Consider the following 26,242-nt stretch of genomic DNA (forward strand, 5'->3'; position numbering starts at 1 on the left):
GTCAACTCACGGCCAGCGCGCGCGTCTGCGCCCAGCGCTGCAGCCGATTGAGCACGAAGATGATCAGGAATGAAAAGACCAACATGACCACCGCGATCGCCGTCGCATCGGCATAGCGGAATTCCGACAGCCGGATGACGATCAAGAGCGGCGCAATCTCCGACACATTTGGAAGGTTGCCGGCGATGAAGATCACGGAGCCATATTCGCCAACGGCGCGGGCGAACGCCAGCGCGAAGCCGGTGAGAATGGCCGGCGTGAGGCTGGGAATGATGACGCGGGTGATGGTTTGCCAACGGGAGGCACCGAGACAGGCTGCGGCCTCTTCGATCTCGACATCGAGATCGATCAGCACCGGTTGCACGGTCCGCACCACGAACGGAATGCCAATGAAGACCATCGCCAGGAAAATTCCGAGCGGCGTAAACGCTACCTTGATGCCGAGCGACGCCAGCGGCGCGCCCAGCCATCCGTTCTGCGCGAACAACGTCGTCAGCGCGATGCCTGCCACTGCAGTGGGCAGGGCGAACGGAATATCGACAATGGCATCGAACAGCCGGCGACCGGGGAACCGGTAGCGCACCAGCGCCCAAACGATAATCAGGCCAGCGACCAGATTGACCAGGGCAGCCGCGAAGGCCAATCCGAACGAAATCCTGAGCGCATGCAGTGTGCGGTTGCTGGTAACGGTATCGATGAACTGCGAGAGACTGAGATCCGCTGTCTTGACGAACAACCCGGCCAACGGGATCAGAATCAAAAGCGACAGCCATGTCAGGGTCAGGCCCATGCTCAGACCGAACCCCGGCAACGCACTTCGTTTAGGTGCCGCGCTCACAATGTCCCCTTGCTTTGGTAAAAGCCCCAGACTGGCGTACCGGTCTGGGTGTTTCGTTGCGAACGATCAGTTCTTGTAGATCTTGTCGAACACGCCGCCGTCGGTAAAGTGCTCGCTCTGCGCCTTGGTCCAGCCTCCGAACACATCGTCGATCGTAAACAGATCCACCTTGGCAAAGGAAGCCTCGTACTTCTTGGCAATATCGGCGTCACGCGGACGGTAGAAATTGCGCGCGGCGATCTCCTGACCTTCCTTGGTGTACCAGTATTTCAGATAGGCCTCGGCAGCAGCTTTGGTACCCTTTTTATCAGTGACGGTATCAACGACGGCAACCGGCGGTTCGGCTAGAATTGAAAGCGACGGCGCTACGATCTCGAACTTGTCCTTGCCGAATTCCTGGATTGCCAGATACGCCTCGTTTTCCCAGGCCAGCAAGACATCGCCGACGCCACGCTGAACGAAGGTGATGGTCGAGCCACGCGCGCCGGTGTCGAGAACCGGAACGTTCTTGAAGATGTTACCGACGAATTCCCTTGCCTTGTCCTGCGATCCATATTTCTTCAGAGCATAACCCCAGGCACCGAGGTAGTTCCAGCGCGCACCGCCAGAAGTCTTCGGATTCGGTGTAATGACGCTGACGCCGCTCTTGATCAGATCATCCCAGTCCTTGATGGCCTTGGGGTTACCCTTGCGCACCAGGAACACGATGGTCGACGTATAGGGCGACGAATTCTGCGCCAGGCGCTTCTGCCAGTCCTTGGCCAGCAGGCCCTTATTGGCGATTGCGTCGATATCGTAAGCGAGCGCGAGGGTGACCACATCGGCTTGCAGACCATCGATCACAGAGCGCGCCTGCGCCCCCGATCCACCATGCGACTGCTTGATCTCGACGCTTTTTCCGGTTTCTTTCTGATACGCAGCAGCGAACGATTTGTTGAAATCGACATACAGCTCGCGCGTCGGGTCATATGACACGTTGAGCAGCGAAATGTCTGCCGCATGCGCCGATGTTGCAATTAAGAGACCTACGATGACGGGAAGAATACGACGGACCATTTTGATCTCCATCCAACCTCACGACACGATCGTCATGAGGTGGGGGCAAAATCTTGAAGAAGCACCGCCAAGTCAACGAAACCAGATTCCAATGTTGGCGGCATGACGGCAGCAATGTGCTATGAATATGCCTTCGCACGGATACCGTATCGCGCGCTGGTCATTTGTCATCAACCAGCGTCGCGAAAGCCGTCAGCATGCGGCGAATTAGCGCGCGTTCTCGGCATGGCGTAACTGCATGCGCTGATGCAGCGCCGTGATGCGGCCATCGCCGGTGGGCTGATAGAACACCGTGTAGCGCTTCACCGTGGCGGCGAAGGCTTCCGCATCGGCATCCTTCTTCACCTCGAATGAATCGAAACCGGCGCGCAGCATGATGACGAACTGGTCGCGCAACACCTGGCCGGTTGCCCGCAATTCACCCTTGAACTTGTAACGTTCACGCAACAGGCGCGCCTGGCTGTAGGCACGGCCGTCACGGAACGTCGGGAAGACCAGCGCGACCACCGCGAGTTTGTCGAGATAAGGCACCAGCTCTTCCGGATCGCGGTTGTTCGGCCAGATCACGCCGGTCGGGCCGTTGCGCTTCAGCAGCGCCTCTAGATCGGCAAGAAAACGCGCGGCCGGAATCAACGCCGCCCCGTCGACCGGAATCTCCGCATCGTCGGCCACTTGAATATAACCGTCGGCAACGATCTTGCCTTGCTTAACGAGTGGCATAAACGCGCTCCTTGAACGGCTCGACGCCGAGGCGTTCGACAGTCTGGACAAACAATTCGTCCGGCCGGGCACGCAGTGCCAAATAGGCTTCGACGATATCCTCAATGACGTCGGCGACCTCGGCAAAAGGCACCGCCGGTCCGATCAGGGTGCCGACCACGGCATGCTCGTCGGCACGGCCACCGATTGTGATCTGGAAGAATTCCTCGCCGTTCTTCTCGACGCCGAGAATACCGATATGGCCGACATGGTGATGGCCGCAGGCATTGATGCAGCCGGAGATGTTGATATGCAGCCGACCGATCAGCTCCGCGAGATCGTGATTGGCGAAACGCCGCGTCAGTTCCTGCGCGATCGGGATCGATCGCGTATTGGCCAGCGAGCAGTAGTCCAGGCCAGGGCATGCGATGATGTCGGTGACCAGATTGACGTTCGGCGTCGCAAGACCGAGCTTGTCGAGTTGCCGCCACAGCGCCGGCAGGTCGCGTTTGGCGACATTCGGCAGCGCGAGGTTCTGCTCATGGCCCACGCGGATTTCGCCGAACGAGTATTTGTCGGCAAGATCGGCGACCGCATCCATCTGGTCGGCCGTGGCATCGCCGGGCGGGCCACCCACCGGCTTCAACGACAATGTCACGATGGCGTAGCCGGTCTGCTGATGCGGCGCGACCGAGTTCTTGAGCCAGCGCGCAAAATGCGGATCGGCCGACGCGGCCGTTAACTCGTCCGGCGTGTCGGAGAGCTTCTGATAGTGCGGATAGCTAAAGCGCGAGCGGATATCCTCGACAACCTCGTTGTCCAGCGTCAGCGCACTCTCGCGCGTCGCCAGCCACTCATCCTCAACTTCGGCGGCGAATTTCTCGATGCCCAGCTCATGAACCAGAATCTTGATGCGCGCCTTGTAGATATTGTCGCGGCGGCCATACTGGTTGTAGACGCGCAGGATGGACTCGACGTAGCTCAGAATGTCGCGGCCGTGCACGAACGGCTTGATCACCTTGCCGATGAATGGCGTGCGACCGAGGCCACCGCCGACCAACACTTCGAAGCCAGTCTCGCCGGCCTCGTTCTTGTGAATTCGCAAACCGATGTCATGCACCTTGATCGCCGCGCGATCATGGGCCGACGCAGTGATTGCAATCTTGAACTTGCGTGGCAGGAACGAGAATTCCGGATGCATGGTCGAATACTGCCGCAGCAATTCCGCCCAGATGCGCGGATCCTCGACCTCGCCCGGCGCGACACCTGCCCATTGATCGGTGGTGACATTGCGTGTGCAATTGCCCGATGTCTGCATCGCGTGGATGCCGACCGAAGCGAGATCTGCCAGCGCATCCGGCAGATCGGCGAGCTTGATCCAATTGAACTGGATGTTCTGCCGTGTGGTGAAGTGGCCATAGCCGCGGTCATAGCGTCGCGCCACATGCGCCATCTTGCGCAGTTGCGGCGATGACAGCGTGCCATAGGGAATGGCGACGCGGAACATATAGGCGTGAAGCTGAAGATAGACGCCGTTCATCAACCGCAGCATCTTGAACTCATCTTCGGTGAGTTCACCTGCGAGACGGCGCTTCACCTGATCGCGGAATTCCGAGACACGCTCGTTGATCAGCGTGCGATCGATTTCATCATAAGCATACATAATTCAGGTGCCTTAAGCCGAAGCCGGAAGGTCAATGGTGACGCCCTTGCGGCGAATCTGTTCACGGAGGTTGCCCGGCTCGACGGTGCCGTTGTCGTTCACGGCGACCGGCGCGATATAGGGACCGATGGCGCCAACATCATCGGCTGTGGATTCAGCAAGCAGCGCACGCGCATCATCGGCAGTGCGCACGATGGCAGCCTGCGCGAGGTCGGTGGTCCAGCCTTTATGGGCATCGCGATAAATCACCACGCCGTCCCATGTGCGATTGGCGGTCACCACCGACGGGCCGGTGATCTTGATTTTCTGTTGCAGCGGAGAGGTCATTCGGCAGCCACCAATAAATCTGAAACGAGCTTGTTGATCTGAGCGGCGCGCCACGGCGCGGAATGCGCCACGACATCGCCGATGATGAGAACCGCCGGACCGCCATCGATCTGGTCGACCAGCGCCGGGAGATCGTCGAGCATACCCACCGCCGCTTGGGCGTCCGGACGCGTCACGCGCGCAAACACGCCAACCGGCGTTTGTGGCGAGCGCCCGGCAGCGAGCAATCCAGCGCGGATCGTGGGGGCAGCGGTCATACCCATATAAACAACGACTGTCATCTTCTCGTCGGTGAGCGTCGACCAGTCGACCTTGTCGGCGTCCTTTTCCTTGTGCGCCGTCAGGAAGGTGATGCGCAGCGCTTCGCGGCGATAGGTCAGCGGCGCCTCGAACATAGCCGCAGCGCCAAGACCTGCGGTGATGCCGGGAATAACGGAGTAAGCAACACCCGCTTCGCGCAGCGCTTCGATCTCCTCGCCACCGCGCCCGAAAATGAAGGGATCACCGCCCTTCAAGCGCACGGCGCGTTGCCCAACTTTCGCAGCTTCGATCAGCAATTTGTGGATCGCATCCTGACCGATGCCAGGCTTGCCGACCCGGCGACCCACCGGAATACGCGATGCATCCCGGCGGATGCGGTCGAGCACTTCGGGTGACACCAGTTCGTCGTAAAATACAACGTCGGCGTCCTGCAGCGCGCGCAACGCCTTGATGGTCAGGAGATCCGGATCGCCCGGCCCAGCTCCCACCAGCGTGACGTGACCTTCGACAACGCCGGCCTGCGCTGCACCTGCATAGATCGAGAGATCGGCGATTTCCGTCAGCGCCTTCTCGGCCTCGGTACCTCGCCCCGCCAGCACCAGCGCGCCGATCGGACCGTCGACGATGCGCTCCCAGAACCTGCGACGTAACGGCGCCTCGGCGATCTTGTCGTTAATCGGTCTGCGCCAGCGCCCGATGAAGCCCGCGAGATCGCCGATCCGCGCCGGCAGCATCGCCTCGATCTTTTCGCGCACACGCCGCGCCACCACCGGCGACGCACCGCCGGTTCCGACGGCGACGACCACATCGCCGCGATCGACGATGGCCGGAAAGATGAAAGTGGAGTGCGCGAGCTCATCCATCACATTGACGGGCACGCCGCTCGCTTTGGCGCGCGCAGCCACCGCATGGCCGAGTTCGCCGGCGCCGGCGCAGAGCACAGCGATGGTCCCCGAAAGATCGGCGGTCACCGGATCGCCCTCGACATGTTCAATGCGCGCCACGCCATCGGCATCGAGCCCGGACGTGTCACGATTGCCGTCCGTTGCGTACCAGCGAATCCGCGCACCGGCCGCCAGCAGCAGCCTCAGCTTGGCGCGCACGAGTTCGCCCTGGCCGACAAGAATGATCGGCCCGGTCTGCAAATCGAGGAAGACAGGCAGAAACCGCATACATACTCCGCTGCCCCGAAATTCGGGGGTTGACTGGAATTATATTCTATATATCTCTCGATAACGAGGCGCAAAGAGAAGATTTTATCTTCTTCGAGGCGTTCTAACTATAGAATTTTTGTCCTCAAACACCAAGCGTCGTAGATGCTTCTCCTCAATAACGGTCGGCCGATGCAGGAGTTGCGCGAAATCGCACCGGTGCCCGCCCCCGTTGCGCAGCAAATTCCGGACCGTTTGCCGGGCAAAACGCCGCAGCCGCCGCTCCCGGCCATCCGATCGCTCTCACTCACAAGGGACTTCACGTGAACCGTTTCATTATCGCTCTCGCCGCCGGGCTCGGCATTCTCGCGACTGCACCCGCGCAGGCACAAACGCCGAACACGCTGCTCAATGTCTCCTACGACATCTCGCGCGAGCTCTATGCCGAGATCAACGTAGCGTTCGCCAAGCAGTGGAAGGCCAAGACCGGCCAGGACGTCACCATTAACCAGTCGCATAATGGCTCGTCGCGCCAGGCGCGTTCGATCCTTGAGGGCCTGGAAGCGGACGTCGTCACCTTCAATCAGGTCACCGACGTGCAGGTGCTGTATGACCGCGGCAAACTCATCCCGGCCGACTGGGCCAAGCGGCTGCCGAACAATTCCTCGCCTTATTACTCGCTGCCGGCCTTCCTGGTGCGCGCCGGAAATCCAAAGGGGATCAAGGATTGGGACGATCTGGTGAAGCCGGGCGTGCAGGTGATCTTCCCGAACCCGAAGACCTCGGGCAATGCGCGCTACACCTATCTGGCCGCCTATGCCTTCGCGAAGAACAAGTATGGCGCCGACAAGGCCGATGACTTCATCAAGAAGCTGTTTGCCAATGTCCCGGTGTTTGACACCGGTGGCCGCGCCGCCACCACGACCTTCGTCGAGCGCGGCACCGGCGATGTGCTGATCACCTTCGAGGCCGAGACCTCGTCCATCCGCGACCTCGCCGGCAAGGACAAGTATGAAGTGGTGGTGCCACCGACCAGCGTGCTCGCCGAATTCCCGGTGACCGTCGTTGACAAATATGCCGACAAGCACGGCACGAAGGCACTCGCGACCGCCTATCTCGAATTCCTGTATTCGCCGGAAGGCCAGGACATCGAAGCCAAGGGCTATAACCGCGTCACCGACAAGACCGTGATGGCAAAATACAAGGACAAATTCCCGGAAGTGAAGCTGTACCGCGTCGAGGACGAATTCGGCGGCTGGGACAAGCTGAATGCCGAACACCTCAATCCCGGCGCAAAGCTGGACACGCTGTTCGGCGGGAAGTGAACCACAAACTCCGTCATGCCCGGGCTTGACCCGGGCATCCACGTCTTGGCTGCAAATGAACTAAAGACGTGGATGGCCGGGACAAGCCCGTCCATGACATGGGAGAGGACGGGCGCCTGCATTAGACGACCTCCCCGCATTCCCTTTCCGCGCAAATCGTCTAAGAGAAGCCCACAGCTTCACACACGGACCTTCCCTTGAGACGTAGCGTCATTCCAGGTTTCGGGCTCTCGCTCGGCATTACGCTCTTTTATCTCGGAGCAATCGTGCTGTTGCCGCTCTGCGCGCTGATCCTGAAAGCCTCGGACGTCGGGCTTGCGCAATTGTGGGACATACTGTCGTCACCGCGCACGTTGTCGGCCATCCGCGTCACCGTGACGATGGCGCTGGCGGCCACCGCATTCAATGCCATCTACGGCCTGCTGCTCGCCTGGGTGCTGGCACGCTATCAATTTCCCGGCAAGCGCATTCTCGACGCGCTGGTCGACGTGCCCTTCGCGCTGCCGACCGCCGTGGCCGGCCTCGCGCTGACGGCGCTGTTTTCCAAGAAAGGCTGGTTCGGCGCACCGCTCGATGCACTTGGCATCCAGGTCGCCTACGCACCGCTCGGCATCGCCATCGCGATGGCTTTTACCAGCATTCCCTTTGTGGTGCGCACAGTGCAGCCGGTGATCGAGGATCTCGGCTCCGATGTCGAGGAAGCGGGCCGCTCGCTCGGCGCCAACGATCTGCAAATTCTCTGGCGCGTGATCTTCCCCGCGATCTTTCCGGCGTTCCTCGCCGGCTGCTCGCTGTCCTTCGCACGCAGCCTCGGCGAATTCGGCGCGGTGATTTTCATCGCCGGCAACCAGCCGATGAAGACCGAGATCGTTGCCCTGCTGACCTATATTCGGCTCGAGGAATACAACTACCAAGCTGCCGCCGCGATTGCCGTGGTGATGCTGGCGATGGCGTTTGCGATGCTGATCGTCACCAATGCCGTGCAGGCCTGGAACCTGCGCTATCTCGGCCGGGGAGATGCGTGATGTCGCATCCGACGAGTGAACGCGCCCATACCGAATGGATGGTGACGCCCGTTGGTGCCGGCCCGGTGACGCGCCGCGTGGTACTTGGCATCGTCGCGATCCTCACATTGCTGTTCCTGATCGCACCGCTGGCTTTGATCTTCAGTTCAGCGCTGTCGCAAGGCATCGGCACGTTTTTCAACAGCCTCACCGAGCCCGGCACGCAGCATGCGATCTTCCTGACTGTCGTCACCGCGCTGATCGCCGTGCCGATCAATATCGTATTCGGTCTCGCCGCGGCGTGGACGGTGACCAAGTTCGTCTTCCCAGGCCGCACGCTCCTCATTTCGCTGATCGAACTGCCCTATTCCATCTCGCCGATCGTCGCCGGCGTCGCCTATATCTTCGTCTACGGCTCGCAAGGCCTGTTCGGCCCGCTGATCGAAGCCATGGGCATCAAGGTGATGTTCGCACTGCCGGCGATCGTGCTCGCCAGCATGTTCGTCACCGCGCCCTTCGTGGCGCGTGAGTTGATCCCGCTCATGCAGGTGCAGGGCACGGATGAGGAAGAGGCCGCCGTCACACTCGGCGCTTCCGGCTTTGCGACCTTCCTGCGCGTAACGCTGCCCAACGTTCGCTGGGCGGTGCTCTATGGCGCGATCCTGTGCAATGCACGCGTGATGGGCGAATTTGGCGCCGTCTCCGTCGTCTCCGGCAACATCCGCGGCCAGACCACAACGCTGCCGCTGCAAATTGAACTTCTGTATCAGGACTACAATGTCGCAGGCGCCTTCGCCGCGGCGACGGTGCTGACTGCGGTGGCGCTGCTCACCATCGTGATCAAGGTGGTGCTGGAGCGCCTCTCGCCTGATCATGCGCAGGCCGCGGCCCGGCCACCGGGTCACTGATCCCTTTAGGGGACTTCTCACCGGGTAGCGTTTGGCGCTAAAAGGTCCCATGGGCGCCGCGGTTTGGCGCCGTTTATGCATATACTCCCTGAAATTAGAGCAGAATTGCCGCTTCTCGCGAGAAAGACACCATGAAACGCATCGACGCCCACGGACTGCAGATCGCCCCCGTCCTGTTCGACTTCATCGCCAAGGAAGCCGCCCCCGGGACCGGCATCCAGCCGGATGCGTTCTGGGCCGGCGTCGCCGCTCTCATCAAGGACCTGGGCCCAAAGAACCGCGAACTGCTCAAGGTGCGCGATACGTTGCAGGCCAAGATTGATGCCTGGCATCTGGCCAACAAGGGCGCCTTCGACATGAACGCCTATACGGCGTTCCTCAAGGAAATCGGCTACCTCCTCCCGGAGCCTGCGACCAAGCCGGTCGAGACTGCCAATGTCGATATCGAGATCGGCCAGATCTGCGGCCCGCAGCTCGTGGTGCCGCTCACCAATGCGCGCTACGCGCTGAATGCCGCAAATGCGCGCTGGGGCAGTCTCTACGATGCCTTCTACGGCACCGATGCAATCCCGCATGATCCGTCTGAAGGTGGCAAAGGCTACAACAAGGCACGCGGCGACAAAGTCATCGCCAAGGCAAAAGCCTTCCTCGATCAGGCTGCACCGCTCGCGACCGGCAGCCACACCGATGTCACGGCCTACAGCATCATTGCGGGCCAGCTCTCGGCCAAGCTCAAGAGCGGCAACCTCACCGCGCTGAAGAACGAATCCCAGCTCGCTGGCTATCTCGGCGAGCTCGCCACCCCGACCTCGATCCTGCTGGTCAATAACGGCCTGCATATCGAAGTGAAGATCGATCGAACCAACACCATTGGCAAGGACGACTCCGCCGGTGTTGCCGACATGATCATGGAGTCGGCCGTCTCGACCATTCTCGACATGGAAGACAGTGTCGCCACTGTGGACGCCGACGACAAGGTGCTGGTCTATCGCAACACGCTGGGCCTGATGAACGGCACGCTCTCGGCCGATTTCGAAAAGGGCGGCAAGACGCTGAAGCGCGCACTCAATGAAGACCGTGTCTACAAGACGATCGACGGCAAGAACCTGACCCTGCATGGCCGCAGCCTGATGCTGATGCGCAATGTCGGCCATCACATGTTTACGGATGCGGTGCTCGACAGCGCCGGCGAGGAAATTCCGGAAGGCCTGCTCGATGCCGCCGTTGCTGGCCTGATCGCAATCCACGACCTCAAGAGCAAGGGTCCGATCCGCAACAGCCGCACCGGCTCGATCTATATCGTCAAGCCGAAGATGCACGGCCCCGATGAAGTGGCGCTGACCTGCGAAATCTTTGCGCACGTCGAGAAGCTGCTGTCGCTGCCCGAGAACACCATGAAGGTCGGCATCATGGATGAGGAACGCCGCACCACGGTGAACCTCAAGGCCTGCATCCAGAATGCATCCAAGCGCATCATGTTCATCAACACCGGCTTCCTCGACCGCACCGGCGACGAGATCCACACGTCGATGGAAGCGGGTCCGATGATCCGCAAGAACGACATGAAGGCGACGCCGTGGATCAAGGCCTATGAAGAATGGAACGTGGATGTCGGCCTGATCGATGGCCTGCCGGGCCATGCCCAGATCGGCAAGGGCATGTGGGCCGCGCCCGACAAGATGGCGGACATGCTGGTGCAGAAGCTCGGCCATCCCCAAGCTGGCGCCACCACCGCATGGGTGCCCTCGCCGACGGCCGCGACGCTGCACGCGTTGCACTATCATCAGATCGATGTCGCGACGCGCCAGAAGGATCTCGCCAAGGGCGGCCCCCGCGGCAAGCTCACCGACATCCTTACTATTCCGGTGTCGCAATCGAACTGGGCGCCCGATGACGTTAAGCAGGAGATCGACAACAACTGCCAGGGCATCCTCGGCTATGTCGTACGCTGGATCGACCAGGGCGTCGGCTGTTCCAAGGTGCCGGACATTCATGGCGTCGGCCTGATGGAAGACCGCGCGACCTTGCGCATCTCCGCGCAGCACCTCGCCAACTGGCTGCATCAGGGCGTCATCACCAAGGATCAGGTGATGGAATCGCTGAAGCGCATGGCTGTGGTGGTGGACGAGCAAAACAAGGGCGACGCGCTGTATCAGAACATGGCGCCCTCGTTCGACGGCGTCGCCTTCAAGGCTGCCTGCGACCTGATCTTCGAGGGACGCACGCAGCCGAACGGCTATACTGAATACATCCTCACGGCGCGCCGCCGCGAGGCGAAGGCGCTGGCTTGATACACTCTTTGTCTCTGTCGTCATGGCCGGGAGAAGCCCGGCATGACGAATGAGAGAATGTCGATCGCATCGGCTGCAAGAAAAAAGCCCCGGCAAACCGCCGGGGCTTTTTTGTTAGTTCATCTCGCTAGAAAACCGCGATGTATTTCAGCAGCGAGATCACACCGAGAATGATCACGACGACGCGGCAAATCTGCTTCGCGCGGCCGTCGATCGGCAACAGATTGATCAAGTACAGAATGAGAACAACGACGAGAAAAGTGATCAAGACGCCGACGAGCATGTGCGTATCCCCCCAGACTCAATGGAAATGAATAGCAGCCCCGGCCATCGCCACAGCTGCTCAACAGTGATCCAACGCGGGCGAGAGCGTTGAGTTCCCGGACCGGAACAAAAGAACCTCGCCAAACTAGGCACGCAAGCTGGCTCTCAGGTCACCGACGGTCACGTAAAATCCGCGCCGCCAGCGGAGTGCCGAACCCGCGCGGAGCAGCAGAACCGATCAATCGCCGGGCTTCGTCCTTTGCCGTGTTGTAAGAACGCTTACGCACCGACTACCTAAAGTAGTCGCGCTTCAAGCTTGGCTCACAATACGGGTGCAATCGGAAATATTTACCATTTGAAGCCTTACTAAATCAAATATTTGGGGGATTCATGATGTTCAATCGATTGACCGTTTCCGCATTGCTTCAATCTGTCATCGTGGTCATGGCGCTCTGTGTGGTCGCCGTCCTGGCAACGACAGCCTGGGACTCCTACGGGCGGCTACGTTCAGCCAGCCGCATCTCGGTAATTGCGGACGCCTCTGCGAATGCCTTCAAGGCGATGCATAATCTGCGCACCGACCGCGCATCGACGAACCGGAACCTGAACAACGAGACAGTCATTCAGCCGGACGGAGAAAAATATCTCCGCTCCATTCGCGATTCCGAGATGCCGGCGATGCGAGCAGCGGCTGACCTTATTGCCACCATCGAATTCGCCGATCAAAAGACGCTGCACCCGACGCTGGTCCAGCTGGTCGATAAGCTGACCGCTCTGCAAACCGAATCCTGGGACGCGATGAGCAAGCTGAAGGCGTCGCGCCGTGCAGCCCTCGGCAAGGAGTATATGGAGACCACACAGGCGCTGCTTGAAACACTGGAGAAAGTGTCGGCCCAGCTCGCCGCCGCGGTGAATCACAACGATCCCATGATCGATCAATTACTGTCGATCAAACAGGCGGCCTGGCTGTTGCGCAACACCGCCGGTGAAGGATCCCTCCTCGTCGCGAACGGCCTTGCTGTCGGGCGCGCCACACCTGAGAACAAGCTCGCCTACACCAAGTTTGTTGGCGGCATCGACGCCGCCTGGAATGCGCTGGAATTGTCCGCGTCTGGAATGCAGCTGCCGCCCAACCTGGCTGCAACCATGGCTGCTGCGAAGGTGGCTTATTTCGACCCGCAATATATGGCCCTTCGTGACCGTGTCATGAATGCACTGGTGAGCGGCGAAAAGCCCGAAATCACCGCGAGCGAATGGACTCCAATCACCGTTGATCGCATGGCCAGTGCGGTTACAGTCGCTGAACGAGCGCTGAATGAAGCAAAAAGCCACACCTTGACGCAGTGGACTGCCGCGCAGCACGCGTTGATCCTGCAACTGGCGCTGCTCGCTGCCGCGCTCGGCGTAGCATTCGGCAGCATGGTTGCCGTCACCCGCCGCGTCATCACCCCACTGCACACCATCCGCGATGCGATGCTGAAAGTCGCCGCAGGCGATCTCGTCGTCGATGCCGGCTATTCCGAACGGAAGGACGAAATCGGCGCGCTCGCCGGCGCTCTGGAGACCTTCAAGCAACAGGCCAAGGAGAAAGCACAGATCGAACAACAGGAGCGTAACCGCAACGCCGACGCGACCCAGCGGCAGCAGGCCATCGAACAGCACATCGGGACCTTCGAGGTCCAGATGCGCGATGCGCTCAACGCGCTCGGTAACGCGTCCGATCAGATGAACACCACATCGGATGGCATGGCGGTCGTGTCCAGCCAGACCAACGCCCGCGTGCAGGTCGCAGCAAAAGCCTCGGGCGAAGCCTCCCTGAACGTGCAGAATGTCGCCTCCGCCGCCGAACAGCTGAGCTCGTCGATCAACGATATCAGCCGGCAGGCCGCGCACGCCGCGGGAATCGCCAGTCGCGCCGTCAATCAGGCGCAGGAAACCGACGGCACCGTCCAAGGCCTCGCCAAGACCGCCAACCGGATCGGCGAGGTGGTCGGATTGATCAACGATATCGCCTCGCAGACCAACCTGCTGGCGCTCAACGCCACTATCGAAGCCGCGCGCGCTGGCGAGGCCGGACGCGGCTTTGCGGTCGTCGCATCGGAAGTGAAGTCACTGGCCAGCCAGACCGCCAAGGCAACCGACGATATTTCGGAGCAGATCGCAGATATCCAGAAGGTCGCCAATGAGGCCATCGAGGCCATCAAGTCGATCGGCGGCATCATCGGCGAAGTCAATGAAGTAGCAACTGCCATCGCCGCGGCCGTCGAAGAACAGGGCGCCGCGACACAAGAGATCACCCGAAGTACGCAGCAGGCCGCCGACGGCACCCGCAATGTGTCGGACAACATCGCTGGCGTTAGCGCCGATGCGGACGCAGCTGGCGCTGCCGCGCAGGATGTGAAGGTAGCCTCCGAAACGCTAGCCACGCAGACGCGCCAGCTCGGCACACAGGTGACGGATTTCCTCGGCAAGATCCGGGCTGCCTAGGCAGGGCCTCATCAGTCACGTCATCAAGCGCTGACAAGTATCAAAAGCCCCAGCATCGTCGGGGCTTTTTCGTTGAAGCGTCGCCGGGCACGACAATATTCTACCTCAAGTAGATTTATTATAAACACATTCATCAAGACGAGCATGAACGTGAATATTTACCAATTGCAGCCTTAAATACCGAAATATTTTTTGGGGGATTCATTGTGCTTCATCGATTGACCGTTTCCGCATTGCTCAAGTCCGTGATCGCCGTCATGGCGGTCTGTGTCGTCACATTCCTCGTTCTCAGCGCGTGGGAATCATATGGGCGCCTCAACGTCGCGGGGCGCATGTCGACGATCGCCGAGGCATCCGGCCATGTGTTCAAGGCAATGCACAATCTGCGCACTGACCGGTCCACGACGTTCCGCACGTTGAACGCCGATGTCGTGATCCAGCCCGATACTGAGGCTTATCTGCGCCGTATCCGCGGCGCCGAAATGCCGGCAATGAAAACGGCAGGAGAATTGCTGGTCACCGCCGACTTCCCCGGCAAGGCGACGCTGGTGCCCGAGTTTAACCGGCTGATGCAGGCATTGATCGCGTTGCAGACCGAATCCTGGGACCAGATGAGCAAGCCGAAGGCCTCGCGCCGCGCGGGCCTTGCCAAGGAATTCCAGGACAATGTCGATTCCGTTCTGGCCATGCTCGAAAAAGTCTCCTCCGCTCTCACCGCCGCCGTAACCCACAACGATCCGGTGATCGATCAGTTGCTGTCGATCAAACAGATGGCTTGGCTGATGCGCAACACATCGGGCGACGCCTCCGTCATTGTGTCCAACGCACTCGCGGTCAACAAGATCTCGCCGGAACTGCAGCGGAGCTATGTGAAGCTGACGGGCGGCATCGAGACCGGATGGAATGCCCTGGACATCGCATCGTCGGGTACTGAATTGCCGCAGGGTCTTGTCTCGGCCCTCGCTGCAGCGAAGGCGTCCTATTTCGACCCACAATATCTGGCGCTGCGCGACCGTCTGATTCAGGCGGTCGCAACCGGCGAGAAACCCGAAATGCCGGCGACGGCCTGGACACCGCTCACCGTCGACAGGATGAGCACGGCCGTAGTCGTCGCCGAACGCGCGCTTGACGAGGCCAAGAACCACAGCATCGCGCAATGGTCCGTCGCGCAACGCTCGCTGATCTTGCAACTGGTGCTGCTGGGTACCGCAATCCTGCTGGCCGTGGGCGCCATAGTCACCATCACGCGCCGTGTGACCACGCCACTGCTCACGATCCGCGACGCGATGCTGAAAGTGGCCGGCGGCGATCTCACCGTCGATGCCGGCTATAGCGACCGCCAGGACGAAATCGGCGCCTTGGCCGGCGCATTGGGGACCTTCAAGAAACAGGCGATGGAAAAAGCCGAGATCGAGGCGCAGGAACGCCATCGGAATGCCAATGCCAGCCAGCGCCAGCAGGCTGTCGAACAGTATATCGGCATGTTCGAGATCCAGATGCGCGACACGCTGGGCGCCCTTGGCAGCGCCTCGGACCAAATGAATATGACATCCGACGGCATGGCCGCCGTATCCAGCCAGACCAATGCCCGCGTGCAGGATGCTGCGCGCGCCTCCGGCGAAGCCTCAGTGAATGTGCAGAACGTTGCCGCCGCGGCCGAGGAGCTGAGTGCCTCGATCAACGACATCAGCCGCCAGGCATCACACGCAGCCGGCATCGCCAGCCGCGCCGTCAGCCAAGCACAGCAGACCGACAATACCGTTCAAGGCCTCGCCCAGACAGCGAACCGGATCGGCGAAGTCGTCGGCCTCATCAACGACATCGCCTCTCAGACCAATCTGCTGGCACTCAATGCCACCATCGAAGCAGCGCGCGCGGGCGAAGCCGGCCGGGGCTTTGCGGTCGTTGCGTCCGAAGTGAAGTCGCTGGCCAGCCAGACGGCGAAGGCGACCGAGGATATTTCCGAACAGATCGCGGATATCCAGAAGGTCGCCAATGAGGCCATCGAAGCCATCAAGTCGATCGGCGGCATTATCGGCGAAGTGAATGAAGTCGCCACCGCGATTGCGGCTGCGGTCGAAGAACAGGGCGCGGCGACGCAGGAAATCACCCGTAGCACCCAACAGGCGGCCGATGGCACCCGCAACGTGTCCGACAATATCAGCGGCGTCAGCGCTGATGCGGACGCGGCCGGTGAAGCCGCTCAGGATGTGAAGGTGGCATCAGAGACGCTGGCGACGCAAACACGCCAACTCGGCATTCAGGTGACGGACTTCCTCGGCAAGATCCGAGCGGCCTAAGCGCAATCGATCACGTGGCGCGGATTATTCCCGCGCCACGACCGGCATGCGCTCATACTTCGCCTGCAGCGACGGCGACACCGGCGACATGTTCAGCGATGCGCCGCGTTTGTCAGCGCCGCGGCCCGTGACCATCAATCCGTCGGCACCGGCGACGATATCGCCCTTGCGCAAGGTCGGATCGTTCTCGAGCTTCACCGGTGCCAAACCGATCTGGTCCTTACCGTTGCAGGTGCAACCGGCCACCAGTTCGGTGCGGTACTTGAATGCATTCGGCAGCTCGGAATAGGGTTTACCGCTCTCAGTCGCAGCTGTGTCGATACTGCTGCCGTAAACAACCTTGGTATCGCTCGCCGGACAGAAATTATTGCACGACGCCGCGCGGCTCTGACCGTCGGTCGCTGATATCGGGAAGTAACGCCCATCGCACGTGCGCACGCAAAAAGCCTGACGCCCGCCGCTTGCTGCACGAGCGCGCTGCTCCTGCACCGGTGGACCTTCATTGCCAAAAGGCAGCGAGACATCCGGGCCGCGACCACGCGCTATCCCGCCGAACAATGCCGAGAAGAAATCCTGTGCCTGCGCTGGGGCGGCACCGAGCATGACAATCGCCGCAACCGCGCCGAGAGCCATCCGTTGTCCTGGAAATCGGGCCATGGGGCCTCCAACGCGGTATCAAAGCGGAATGATCGACTCTCAGTAGAGCGACGACGCCGAAAGGTTCATTGCCTGACGGCCCGGAGCCTGCTGAGCGTCGGCAGGGCGAACCGAGATCGATGTGACGCTGCGCGGCGCTGGAGCCACGCGCGCCTCATAGCGTGGGGCAACCGACTTCGGTAGCACCACAACCTTGGTCCCAACGCTGACGCGGCTGAAAAGGTCCTGCACATCTTCATTGGTCAGGCGGATACAACCCGACGACACGAACTTGCCGATGGTTGACGGATCATTGGTGCCATGGATGCGATAGGCGCTGGAGCCAAGATACATCGCACGGGCACCGAGCGGGTTGCCGGGGCCACCAGCCATGAAGCGCGGCAGATAGGGCTGGCGCGCAATCATTTCCTGCGGCGGATGCCAATCCGGCCATTCCGCCTTGCGTGTGACGGTCTGTGTGCCGGACCAGGTGAATCCTTCGCGGCCAACACCGACGCCATAGCGGATGGCGCGGTTGTTGCCGAGCACATAATAGAGCTGGGTATTGCCCGTATCGATGATCACCGTGCCCGGCGCTTCGCGGGTCATATAGCTGACTTCAGCGCGGCGCAGACGCTCGGGAAGAGCAACATCCATGTTCTCCCGCACCCGCGGCGCAGCCATCACGTCGTCGTCCGGTGGAAACGCGCTTAGCGCAGCCGGTCCATAGTTCATTACCTGCGCCGATGCGCTCGAGATGAATGGCGAAGCTACGATCAGAGCGGCTGTAGCAACGAGCGCCCTTGTGAGACGCAGCGAAAGCGTGCGGTTTCCAGATGATGCCTGTGACATGTGACTGCCCCGTTTGGCGACGCGTCATCGTCGTGATGACCGCAACCAACTGCGCCGAAGCCTCGCGGTTCCCTCCCAGCCGCTGTTCACCGAATGATTTGTCAACCAAGGAACCATCACGAAATCGCGATGGAACTTTTGCGGTATGGTCGTGTTGTAGAGCCCGATCGCATGTCGGCGGTCTGACGCGCGGATGCGGTCTGCGCGAACAAGTGGCGGCATGTCGGGACAGCTCATGAGTGAAGTACGCGCGCTCCCCGAAAAGCCTGCAGGCACGCCGGTGCCCGAGAGCAAGATCGAGCAGCCGCCGGCGTTCCGCCGTGCCGAGGTGGTTGCTTTCACGCTGGTATCGCTGCTGGTGATCACCGTGATTACGGTGCTCTATGTCGCCAAGGCATTCTTCCTGCCAATCGTGACAGCCTTCATCATTGGCACCATGCTGTCGCCCGCAGCGAGCTTTCTCGAAAAGCGCCGCATTCCGCGATCCGTCTCGGCAGTCCTGATCGTTATATTGGTGTGCGCCGGGCTTGCCTTCATCGTAGGGCTTATTTCATCCCCGCTGATGGAATGGACGACGCGGCTCCCCGAATTAGGTTCGCTGCTCAAGAACAAGCTGCATGTCTTTGACCGACCGCTGGCGCTCTGGCACCAGATACAGAGCATGTTCGGCAGTGCCGAAACGCTTGCGACAACAAAGTTCGAATTGCCCAAGATCGACTGGGTGCAGCCAACCGTCGAATTCCTGTCGCCAACCCTCACCGAATTCCTGCTGTTCTTCGCCACGCTGGTGCTGTTCATCGCAAGCTGGAAAGATCTGCGCCGCGCGCTGGTCATGAACTTCGCCGATCACGAATGGCGGCTGCGGACGCTGCGCATTCTCAATGCCATAGAGACCAGCCTTGGCGAATATCTGCTGATGGTCACTATGATCAATTTCGGAGTCGGCATTGCCACCGGCGTGATCTGCGCGGCCACCGGTATGCCCAACCCGGCCGGCCTCGGCGCGCTGGCAGCCACGCTCAACTTCTTCCCGATCATCGGCCCTGTCGCCATGTTCGTCATCCTGGTCGCGGTCGGCATCATTTCGTCCGAGACGATCGCCGCAGGCATGATCGCGCCGCTGCTGTTCGTCGGCCTCACCTTCATGGAAGGCCACTTCATCACGCCCACGATCATTGGACGCAAATTGCAACTCAACGCGCTGGCGGTGTTCATCGGGCTGGCGTTCTGGACCTGGCTCTGGGGCCCGATGGGCGGCTTCCTGGCGGCGCCGATCCTGATCGTCGGGCTGATCTTGAAAGAGCATTTGATGCCGATCAATTCGCCGCAGTTGCCGCCGGATTAATCCAGCTCTACTGATGGAACCTACGGTCCAACCGGGCGTTTCTGCATTGGATTTTCAGTATCAGGGGAGCTTCGCATGGCGGATATCGATGGCCTGGATGAACTCAAGAAACTGACCGACAAAGCAACCTATAGCCGCCTTCAGAAGGATCTCACCGCCGTGAAAAACGATGTTGCAGCCCTGACTGAACAGATCACCGACGCGCTTAATGCCTTTACCGGCCAAGCTACTAAACAAGCCCGCCGCGGCGTCAAGCAAGCCCGTGCCGACGCCGAAGACATGATGTCCGACATGCGGGAGCGCGGCAGCGCGGCCTATGATGCTGCGCATGACGCAGCCTATTCACTGGAGGAAACGCTGGAGGACAGCATCACCCAGCGCCCATTGGCCGCCGTCGGACTGGCGCTCGGCCTCGGCGTACTGATCGGGATGGCCTGGCGCCGCTGAGCACATGCGCAGAATTGAGATGTGATGGCTGGCGGTGCCCGAGGGTGCCGTCAGTTTTCTTTGTATTTTAGAGTTCGGGTTCGGGGGGCTTCCATGCTGAAGGGTATCATCGACGATCTGAAGAACAGCACAGGCAACAGCCTGCGCATGACATCGCTCATGGCACTGGCGGGCTTTGCTGGTTTCGTGGCGCTGTGCTTCCTGTGTGTTGCGGCTTTTATCGCGGTGATGCAGCGCTACGGCGTCATTGAGGCCTGCCTCACCATCGCCGGCATCTTTTTGGTCATCGCGGCGATCTTCGCACAGGTCTATGCGACCAAGCAGAAGCAGGCTCGCGAGCGCGCAGCAGCCGCAGCGCGCGCAGCGGCCAGAGCTGCTGCGAATGCGCCGCTGATCGATCCGATGCTGGTGGCCACCGGCATCCAGATCGCGCGCACGCTCGGCCTCAAGAAGGTTATTCCGCTGCTAGCCCTGGCCGGCGTCGCACTTGGCTATATGGCCAATCGCAGCAGCGCAGCGGCAGATGATGATACGAATGAAACCGGCGACCCCGATGAGGTCGCCGACGATTGATTTAAATTGTCAGCGTGAAGATCAGGTCACGCAGCGCCCCGGCTGCAGCATCTTTGCCATCTCGCTGAGCACACTCACCGGCGGTTCGCAGCCCACCGCCGCACGCTGCGGTTTGGCATTCATGGGGAGAGGGCGGATATTGATGGCTTCATTCTTGGTTGGAGCCACCACGGGCGCGACGCCCATCCGCAGAAGGACGGACGTATCCGACAGACCCTGAATGCGGAACGAGAGAGTCTGGCTCTGCTCGTTCTGTGTGGTAATTAGTGATGCCCGGTCGCCCTTGGCAGCCCGGTTGACGCCGCTGGACGCAGCCTTGTCTGAATCGGTCAACGTGCCCCGCAGATCATTGCCGGAAGCATACTGGATGGCGCCGAACATGGTCGCTCCGGCGACCATTCCCAAGACCAAGCTGGATACCTTTGACATGTGAGCCTCGCCTGCCCTGCGCGACGTCGTTGCGACGCGTCCGTAATAGGAACGTGCGTCAAGGCTCTAGGTTCAAGAACGGCGATCACTTAACCGTGTGTTAAATATTTCGAGGCGCCGGGAACGGTTTTGATCGGCGGGCGTCATCCTGGCAGCCGGTCGTTCCCTGCCCCAATTGACCGGCGACGCGGGGTGTAGCTGTGGTGATGCCAGCTGCACCCCGCATTCTTTTGGGGGATAGGTAAGGCTCTCTCACCCTTCAAAGAATCGCGGGCAGAGGTATTTTGCTGCCCGCGACGCTCGGTTCATAGAGTTATCTGCTCGGCTTACTTCTTGCTCATCACCATTGGGCATGCACTCGCCGAGAGCGGCGAGAATGCATCCTCCCCCTTCACCGTGGCGAGGATCCTGAACACGTCATAGCTATCGGTGACCTCGGCAGGCTTCTTGACCTCGGCGAGATACATGTCGTGGACCATCAGATTGTCCGGACGCAGCTTTCCGTTACGCAGGAAGGCATCGTCAAAGGTACGCCCCTGCAGATCCTTGACCACGGCGGCAGGATCCTTGGTATTCGCGGCCTCCACCGACTTGATGTAGTTCAGCGTCGAGGAATAGACACCGGCCTGCATCATGCTCGGCGGCTTGCCCATCTTTGCAGCGTAGCGCTTGGAGAATGCACGCGTGCGGTCGTCCATGTTCCAGTAGAAGCCGGATGTCACCAGCAGGCCTTGCGCGCTCTTCAATCCGACGCTGCGGATGTCATTCACGTCGATCAAGAGCGCAATCATCTTCTGATCACCGCCCATCAAACCGAACTCTTCTGCCTGCTTGATGGCATTCTGCGTGTCACTGCCGGCATTGGCGATGGCGATGACCTTGGCGCCTGACGACTTGGCCGTCAGAAGCTGCGAGGAAAAATCTGCCGTGTTGATCGGATGCGGCGCACGGCCAAGCGCCTTGCCGCCGCCCTTCACGGCAACTTCCGTTACGTCACGCTCGAGCGCCTGGCCAAAGGCATAATCCGCAACAACGAAGAACCATGTGTCGCCACCCCGCTGAAGCATCGCCTTGCCGGCGACATTGGCCAGCGCGTAAGTATTGTAGGTCCACTGAATGAAGTTCGGCGAGCAAAACTTGCCGCTGAGATCCGCCGAGCCGCCGGCCGACGTGATAAACATCTTGTTGCGGTCCTTGGCGAAGGTCTGCACGGCGATGCAAACAGAGGACACCGGCACGTCAAGAATGACGTCGACGCCTTCCTGATCATACCACTGGCGCGCAATATTGCCGCCGACATCGGGCTTGTTGAGATGGTCGGCCTGGATCAGCTCTATCGCCTTGCCGAGCACCTTGCCGCCGCATTCCTCGATCGCGAGCTGCGCCGCAGCTACCGAGCCCTGCCCGCCATTGTCGGCGAACAGACCCGTCATGTCGGACAGCACACCAAACTTCAGTGGAGCATCCGCAGCGGCACGAACGATCGCCGGAGAAAAAACTGCAGCGCTGACGCCGGTTGCACCGAGGCCAGCCAGGAATGTACGTCGCTTCATCAATAGTCCTCCCGTTTTTGGTTTTTTGGTATGAAAGTATCATCGTCCTGTTGTGACGAAGATCATGGCGAGCCGAATGACGATCCTTTGTCGGGCAGCTCGAATTCAAGCAGCGCAGAGCTGAATGATTTCCCGTGCGTATCCAGCGCGAGCGATCGCACGACACCGCCACCAAGCGCGCCCGTCAGCACGAAGTTCAGCGCGCCAAGCGCCGGCAGTTCATAGCGCATGACGGTGCCGGTGATGGTGTCGCCGAAATGGTCCACGACGCAATCGGCAGTCACATGCTCGGCCAGAAACGCGAAGTCACCCATATCGAAAGCGATGACGGAAATGTTGGACGTGTCGCCCTTATCGCCGCTGCGTGAATGCGCGATCTCATGGAGTTTCATGGTCACGCCTCCATGAATGTGACTGATGACGTCACGACAGCTTCGGGCAGCAAGGCCGAAGCGACGCCGACGATTTCGCGCGCCGATTTCCAGGCCCCGCCGCCACCGGCAGGCCCGTTGGTGTAAAGCGTCTCGACCTCATTGCCGATCTTCACGGCCTCTGCGAGAGAGTCGGTACGCCCCGCGACGCGGATGCGGACTTCATAGGGATCGCGGCCTTCGGCCAGGGCGTCACCATGCAGCGCATTGACGCCGATCAGGTCGAACCGGCTCTCCGTCATTTTCACGCCGGTGAGCGTGAGGCGTTCGCGTACAATCTCAAGCGCCAGACGCCCGCGCGCCACGGCATTGGCACCAGCATAGGAGATTTCGCCTTCGCCGATATAGCTGTCGAGATAGCCGACTGACGTCTTCAGCAGGCCAGTCTTCGGCGTGCCACTCCCGCCGGTGACATGGATGCGGTCCGGACCAACCTCCTCGACACGCACCTGCGAGAAATCGGCAACCACATCCGGCTGGTAATAGCGGGTCGGATCATGAATTTCGTAGAGCAGTTGTTCGGTCACCGTCGCTCGCGTGATCTGGCCGCCCGAGCCCGCGACCTTAGTGACGACGAGATCGCCATCCTCGCGCACCTCGCCGATCGGGAAACCAAGCCGCGCGAGGCCCTGCACATCCTTCACGCCGGGATCGGCGAAATAGCCGCCGGTGATCTGGCCGGCACATTCCAGGAGATGGCCGACCATGGTGCCCTTGCCGAGCAAATCCCAGTCATCCATCGCCCAGCCGAATTCATGCACCAGCGGCCCGAGAAACAGCGCCGGGTCAGCCGCGCGGCCGGTGATGACGACATCGGCGCCGCCGGCAAGTGCTTCGGCGATGGGGGCTGCGCCCGTATAGGCATTAGCTGAGATCACGCGGTTACCGAGAGCTTTGACGGAACCGCCTTCGTCCAGCGCGACGTCGGACGCGCGAGCCTGCTCCAGCACATCGTCACCGGTCACGGCTGCGACCTTGAGGCCAGTCAGACCAAGCGCCTTGGCGATGTCACGCGTTGCCTGCGCCGCCGCGACGGGATCTGCCGCCCCCATATTGGTGACGATCTTGACGCCATTCTTTCGGCAGATGGACAGCACCGCCTTCATGCGGTCGGCAAGCAAAGGGTCAAAACCGCCTTGCGGATCTTTCAGGCGTTCCTGCTGGGCAAGCGCAATGGTGCGTTCTGCAAGGCACTCGAAGACGAGATAATCGAGGTTGCCGCTTTCGGCGAGTTCGATCGCCGGTTCGATCCGGTCCCCCGAATAGCCGGCACCGGATCCGATCCTGATGGTGCGCACGAGCAGTCTCCCTGGATCAGACTTGCCTGCAGTCACATCGCGAAAAACGCGACCGCTGCATGTCTATCTCCCGATCTCTTTTGAAGGACATGTCACGGGCCTGAGCAGGCGATCATGCGCATGTCGCTTTCGGGCATTGAAGCCAGAAGCTTCCTCCTATTCAATTGAATTAATTCTATCCCATTGATAGAAATTCCCTATGGATGTGAATCTCCGGCAGATCCGGTCTTTCGTCGTCGTCGCCCAAACCGGCAGCTTCACCCGCGCCGCGGAGTTGCTGCATCTGGCGCAGCCGACGCTGACGGTTCAGATCAGGCGCCTCGAAGAAACCCTCGAGGTGAAACTGTTCGATCGCAACACCCGCTCCGTCGAACTGACGCGGGTCGGCCGCGAACTGCTGCCGGTGTTTCAGCGCATGATCCGCGATCTCGATGCCGTCGTCGTGGATACGCGCGATATCGCGGCCAAGCGCCGGGGCGTCGTCCGGATCGCGGCGCTTCCCTCCGTAGCCGCCGGCGCCCTGCCCGAAGCCATCAAATCGTTTCGTGAATTGCAGCCAGGCGCGTCTTTTGTCCTGAAGGACGTGATTGCCAACCGCGTCCTTGACCTAGTCCGCTCAGAAGAGGTCGATCTCGGCATCATGGGCGGCAGCATCACCGGCCACGATGTGGACGTGCTGCTCGAAGTGCGCGACCGCATGCATGTGGTGTTTCCGGCGAAGCACCCGATCGGCGGAATCCGCAAGGTCACCATCGACGATCTGATGAAATATCCGCTGGTGCTGATGGATCCCGCGACCAGCGTCCGCGCGGTCGTCGACAGCGCCTTCCTGACCGCGGGACACATCGCGCAGCCGACCTGCGAAGCGACCTATATGATGACGGCCATCGCCATGGTCCGCGCCGGCCTGGGCATCACCATCCTGCCAGGCTCCGCACGCGAGATCGGCGCTGAGCCGGACCTGCGCTCGCGGCAGATCGACGTCGCGGATTTCTCGCGGGCCATCACCATCATCAAGAAAGCCGGCCGCACGCTGCCGCCGATCAGCGAAGCCTTTGGCGATCACCTCGCAAAATCGATCGGCGCGCAGCCACTCTTCGCGCGCCGCTGACGCGCTATCACTTCATCGCGTCATAGACGGCGAAGCTGTAGGCGCCTTCCGGCTTCTTGGTGATCACCGGATCCGATCCGCCGGACATCAACGTCGCGACCGTGCGGTCATAGTCCTTGACGTCGAGCTTACCATTGGCATCGCCGAGCAACTTGCTGACCTCGGTCATCATGCGCTTCTGGTCTTTGGCAGTCTTGGCGCCCGTGGAGTCGCCAGCCAGGATGATCTTCACGGCTTCGTCGGGATTGGCCTTGGCATAGTCCCAGCCCCTCATCGACGCCTTCACGAACTTCGCCATCTTGGCGACGAAGGCGGGATCCTTGAGGTTCTTGTCGAGCACCCAGAGACCATCCTCCAGCGTGGCGACGCCCTCGTCCTCATATTTGAACACGGTGAGCTGACTCGGCTTGTAGCCGCCATCGATCACCTGCCAGTATTCGTTATAGGCCATGGTGGAGACGCAATCGGCCTGCTTCTGCAGCAGCGGATCGACATTGAAGCCCTGCTTGATGATCTTGACGCCGGCCGGCGAACCATCGGTCTTGTAGCCCAGCTTCGACATCCAGGAGAGGAACGGATATTCGTTGCCGCCATACCAGACGCCGGTGACTTTGCCCTTCAGATCGGTCGGCTTCTTGATGCCGGTCTCGGCGCGGCAGGTGAGTTCGAGCCCGGACTTCTTGAAGGTCTGCGAGATATTGACCAGCGGCACGCCCTTCTCGCGCGAAGCCAGCGCCGAGGGCATCCAGTCCACCACCACATCGGCACCGCCGCCCGCGATCACTTGCGGTGGGGCGACGTCGGGACCGCCCGGCTTGATCGTCACGTCGAGCCCGGCGTCCTTGTAGAAGCCCTTCTCCTTGGCGACGAAGTAGCCGGCGAACTGGGCCTGTGCGACCCATTTGAGCTGGATGGTGACCTTGTCCGCCGCTTGCGCGGAGCCGAGCGAGAGAGCCATCGCTGCGCCGAATGCCATGATCTTCTTCATGCTCA

The 26,242-nt window shown here is 60.8% G+C and carries 24 protein-coding genes; 10 read left to right on the forward strand and 14 right to left on the reverse strand.

Going from position 1 to position 26,242, the window contains the following annotated elements:
* Nucleotide 1: 1 nt before the first annotated feature.
* From cysT (RSO67_RS09550) to cysG, 6 genes are all read right to left on the reverse strand, one after another.
* On the reverse strand, nucleotides 2-790 hold the full coding sequence (gene cysT / locus RSO67_RS09550; RefSeq protein ID WP_410001879.1) for a sulfate ABC transporter permease subunit CysT: 789 nt from the start codon (nucleotides 788-790) through the stop codon (nucleotides 2-4).
* 114 nt (nucleotides 791-904) lie between these two features.
* On the reverse strand, nucleotides 905-1,894 hold the full coding sequence (locus RSO67_RS09555; protein WP_315843285.1) for a sulfate ABC transporter substrate-binding protein: 990 nt from the start codon (nucleotides 1,892-1,894) through the stop codon (nucleotides 905-907).
* A 207-nt stretch (nucleotides 1,895-2,101) separates the two neighbouring features.
* On the reverse strand, nucleotides 2,102-2,614 hold the full coding sequence (locus RSO67_RS09560) for a DUF934 domain-containing protein (protein WP_315843286.1): 513 nt from the start codon (nucleotides 2,612-2,614) through the stop codon (nucleotides 2,102-2,104).
* A complete protein-coding gene (locus RSO67_RS09565) occupies nucleotides 2,601-4,256 on the reverse strand; it encodes a nitrite/sulfite reductase (protein ID WP_315843287.1) in 1,656 nt (551 codons plus the stop codon). The genes RSO67_RS09560 and RSO67_RS09565 overlap by 14 nt, the downstream gene beginning before the upstream one ends.
* Before the next feature lie 12 nt (nucleotides 4,257-4,268).
* Complete coding sequence (locus RSO67_RS09570; protein WP_068735099.1) at nucleotides 4,269-4,583, reverse strand: DUF2849 domain-containing protein; 315 nt, start codon at nucleotides 4,581-4,583, stop codon at nucleotides 4,269-4,271.
* Nucleotides 4,580-6,016, reverse strand: a complete 1,437-nt coding sequence (cysG, locus tag RSO67_RS09575; protein WP_315843288.1) for a siroheme synthase CysG — start codon at nucleotides 6,014-6,016, stop codon at nucleotides 4,580-4,582. The genes RSO67_RS09570 and cysG overlap by 4 nt, the downstream gene beginning before the upstream one ends.
* A 302-nt stretch (nucleotides 6,017-6,318) precedes the next feature.
* Here cysG and cysP point away from each other — a divergent pair, with 302 nt between their 5' ends.
* From cysP to RSO67_RS09595, 4 genes are all read left to right on the forward strand, one after another.
* On the forward strand, nucleotides 6,319-7,320 hold the full coding sequence (cysP, locus tag RSO67_RS09580; RefSeq protein WP_068735095.1) for a thiosulfate ABC transporter substrate-binding protein CysP: 1,002 nt from the start codon (nucleotides 6,319-6,321) through the stop codon (nucleotides 7,318-7,320).
* A 197-nt stretch (nucleotides 7,321-7,517) separates the two neighbouring features.
* On the forward strand, nucleotides 7,518-8,345 hold the full coding sequence (gene cysT / locus RSO67_RS09585) for a sulfate ABC transporter permease subunit CysT (protein WP_315843289.1): 828 nt from the start codon (nucleotides 7,518-7,520) through the stop codon (nucleotides 8,343-8,345).
* On the forward strand, nucleotides 8,345-9,232 hold the full coding sequence (gene cysW, locus RSO67_RS09590) for a sulfate ABC transporter permease subunit CysW (protein ID WP_315843290.1): 888 nt from the start codon (nucleotides 8,345-8,347) through the stop codon (nucleotides 9,230-9,232). Before cysT (RSO67_RS09585) ends, cysW begins: the two co-directional genes overlap by 1 nt.
* Nucleotides 9,233-9,363: 131 nt before the next feature.
* The gene (locus RSO67_RS09595; protein ID WP_315843291.1) at nucleotides 9,364-11,523 is read left to right on the forward strand and encodes a malate synthase G; all 2,160 of its coding nucleotides are present in this window, start codon (nucleotides 9,364-9,366) and stop codon (nucleotides 11,521-11,523) included.
* Between the two features lie 127 nt (nucleotides 11,524-11,650).
* Here the strand turns inward: RSO67_RS09595 and RSO67_RS09600 are convergent, their stop codons facing one another.
* On the reverse strand, nucleotides 11,651-11,806 hold the full coding sequence (locus RSO67_RS09600) for a Thivi_2564 family membrane protein (protein ID WP_315843292.1): 156 nt from the start codon (nucleotides 11,804-11,806) through the stop codon (nucleotides 11,651-11,653).
* A gap of 374 nt (nucleotides 11,807-12,180) precedes the next feature.
* On the opposite strand from RSO67_RS09600, the gene RSO67_RS09605 reads away from it, so the two are divergent.
* Together RSO67_RS09605 and RSO67_RS09610 are read left to right on the forward strand one after the other, a co-directional pair.
* A complete protein-coding gene (locus RSO67_RS09605; protein WP_315843293.1) occupies nucleotides 12,181-14,274 on the forward strand; it encodes a HAMP domain-containing methyl-accepting chemotaxis protein in 2,094 nt (697 codons plus the stop codon).
* A gap of 206 nt (nucleotides 14,275-14,480) precedes the next feature.
* Nucleotides 14,481-16,574, forward strand: coding sequence for a methyl-accepting chemotaxis protein (locus tag RSO67_RS09610; protein WP_315843294.1), 2,094 nt, complete (start codon nucleotides 14,481-14,483; stop codon nucleotides 16,572-16,574).
* A gap of 24 nt (nucleotides 16,575-16,598) precedes the next feature.
* Here RSO67_RS09610 and RSO67_RS09615 read toward each other — a convergent pair whose 3' ends face one another.
* Together RSO67_RS09615 and RSO67_RS09620 are read right to left on the reverse strand one after the other, a co-directional pair.
* A complete protein-coding gene (locus RSO67_RS09615; protein ID WP_315843295.1) occupies nucleotides 16,599-17,231 on the reverse strand; it encodes a DUF2865 domain-containing protein in 633 nt (210 codons plus the stop codon).
* Between the two features lie 39 nt (nucleotides 17,232-17,270).
* Nucleotides 17,271-18,062, reverse strand: coding sequence for a L,D-transpeptidase (locus RSO67_RS09620; RefSeq protein ID WP_315843296.1), 792 nt, complete (start codon nucleotides 18,060-18,062; stop codon nucleotides 17,271-17,273).
* A gap of 235 nt (nucleotides 18,063-18,297) precedes the next feature.
* On the opposite strand from RSO67_RS09620, the gene RSO67_RS09625 reads away from it, so the two are divergent.
* The 3 genes from RSO67_RS09625 (at nucleotide 18,298) to RSO67_RS09635 (ending at nucleotide 20,427) form a co-directional block, all read left to right on the forward strand.
* A complete protein-coding gene (locus RSO67_RS09625; protein WP_315843297.1) occupies nucleotides 18,298-19,407 on the forward strand; it encodes an AI-2E family transporter in 1,110 nt (369 codons plus the stop codon).
* A gap of 75 nt (nucleotides 19,408-19,482) precedes the next feature.
* Nucleotides 19,483-19,854: a YqjD family protein gene (locus RSO67_RS09630; RefSeq protein WP_175368300.1), complete on the forward strand. Its 372-nt coding sequence runs from the start codon at nucleotides 19,483-19,485 to the stop codon at nucleotides 19,852-19,854.
* A gap of 93 nt (nucleotides 19,855-19,947) precedes the next feature.
* Nucleotides 19,948-20,427 (forward strand): hypothetical protein, encoded by a 480-nt coding sequence (locus RSO67_RS09635; protein ID WP_315843298.1) that lies wholly within the window; start codon nucleotides 19,948-19,950, stop codon nucleotides 20,425-20,427.
* Nucleotides 20,428-20,448: 21 nt separating this feature from the next.
* Here RSO67_RS09635 and RSO67_RS09640 read toward each other — a convergent pair whose 3' ends face one another.
* The 4 genes from RSO67_RS09640 to RSO67_RS09655 all read right to left on the reverse strand — a co-directional run bounded on the left by RSO67_RS09640 (nucleotide 20,449) and on the right by RSO67_RS09655 (nucleotide 24,138).
* The gene (locus RSO67_RS09640; RefSeq protein ID WP_315843299.1) at nucleotides 20,449-20,808 is read right to left on the reverse strand and encodes a hypothetical protein; all 360 of its coding nucleotides are present in this window, start codon (nucleotides 20,806-20,808) and stop codon (nucleotides 20,449-20,451) included.
* A 374-nt stretch (nucleotides 20,809-21,182) separates the two neighbouring features.
* Complete coding sequence (locus RSO67_RS09645) at nucleotides 21,183-22,409, reverse strand: ABC transporter substrate-binding protein (RefSeq protein WP_315843300.1); 1,227 nt, start codon at nucleotides 22,407-22,409, stop codon at nucleotides 21,183-21,185.
* A 62-nt stretch (nucleotides 22,410-22,471) separates the two neighbouring features.
* The gene (locus RSO67_RS09650; RefSeq protein ID WP_315843301.1) at nucleotides 22,472-22,801 is read right to left on the reverse strand and encodes a hypothetical protein; all 330 of its coding nucleotides are present in this window, start codon (nucleotides 22,799-22,801) and stop codon (nucleotides 22,472-22,474) included.
* A 2-nt stretch (nucleotides 22,802-22,803) separates the two neighbouring features.
* Entirely contained in the window at nucleotides 22,804-24,138 is a 1,335-nt protein-coding gene (locus RSO67_RS09655) for an acyclic terpene utilization AtuA family protein (RefSeq protein WP_315843302.1), read from the reverse strand.
* A 199-nt stretch (nucleotides 24,139-24,337) separates the two neighbouring features.
* Between RSO67_RS09655 and RSO67_RS09660 the strand changes: the two genes are divergently transcribed.
* Nucleotides 24,338-25,249: a LysR family transcriptional regulator gene (locus tag RSO67_RS09660; protein ID WP_315843303.1), complete on the forward strand. Its 912-nt coding sequence runs from the start codon at nucleotides 24,338-24,340 to the stop codon at nucleotides 25,247-25,249.
* 7 nt (nucleotides 25,250-25,256) lie between these two features.
* On the opposite strand, the gene RSO67_RS09665 is transcribed toward RSO67_RS09660, so the two are convergent.
* Entirely contained in the window at nucleotides 25,257-26,237 is a 981-nt protein-coding gene (locus tag RSO67_RS09665) for an ABC transporter substrate-binding protein (RefSeq protein ID WP_315843304.1), read from the reverse strand.
* Between the last annotated feature and the right edge of the window lie 5 nt (nucleotides 26,238-26,242).

Origin of the sequence: Tardiphaga sp. 709 (genome assembly GCF_032401055.1) — a bacterium.
Classification (GTDB): Bacteria; Pseudomonadota; Alphaproteobacteria; order Rhizobiales; family Xanthobacteraceae; genus Tardiphaga.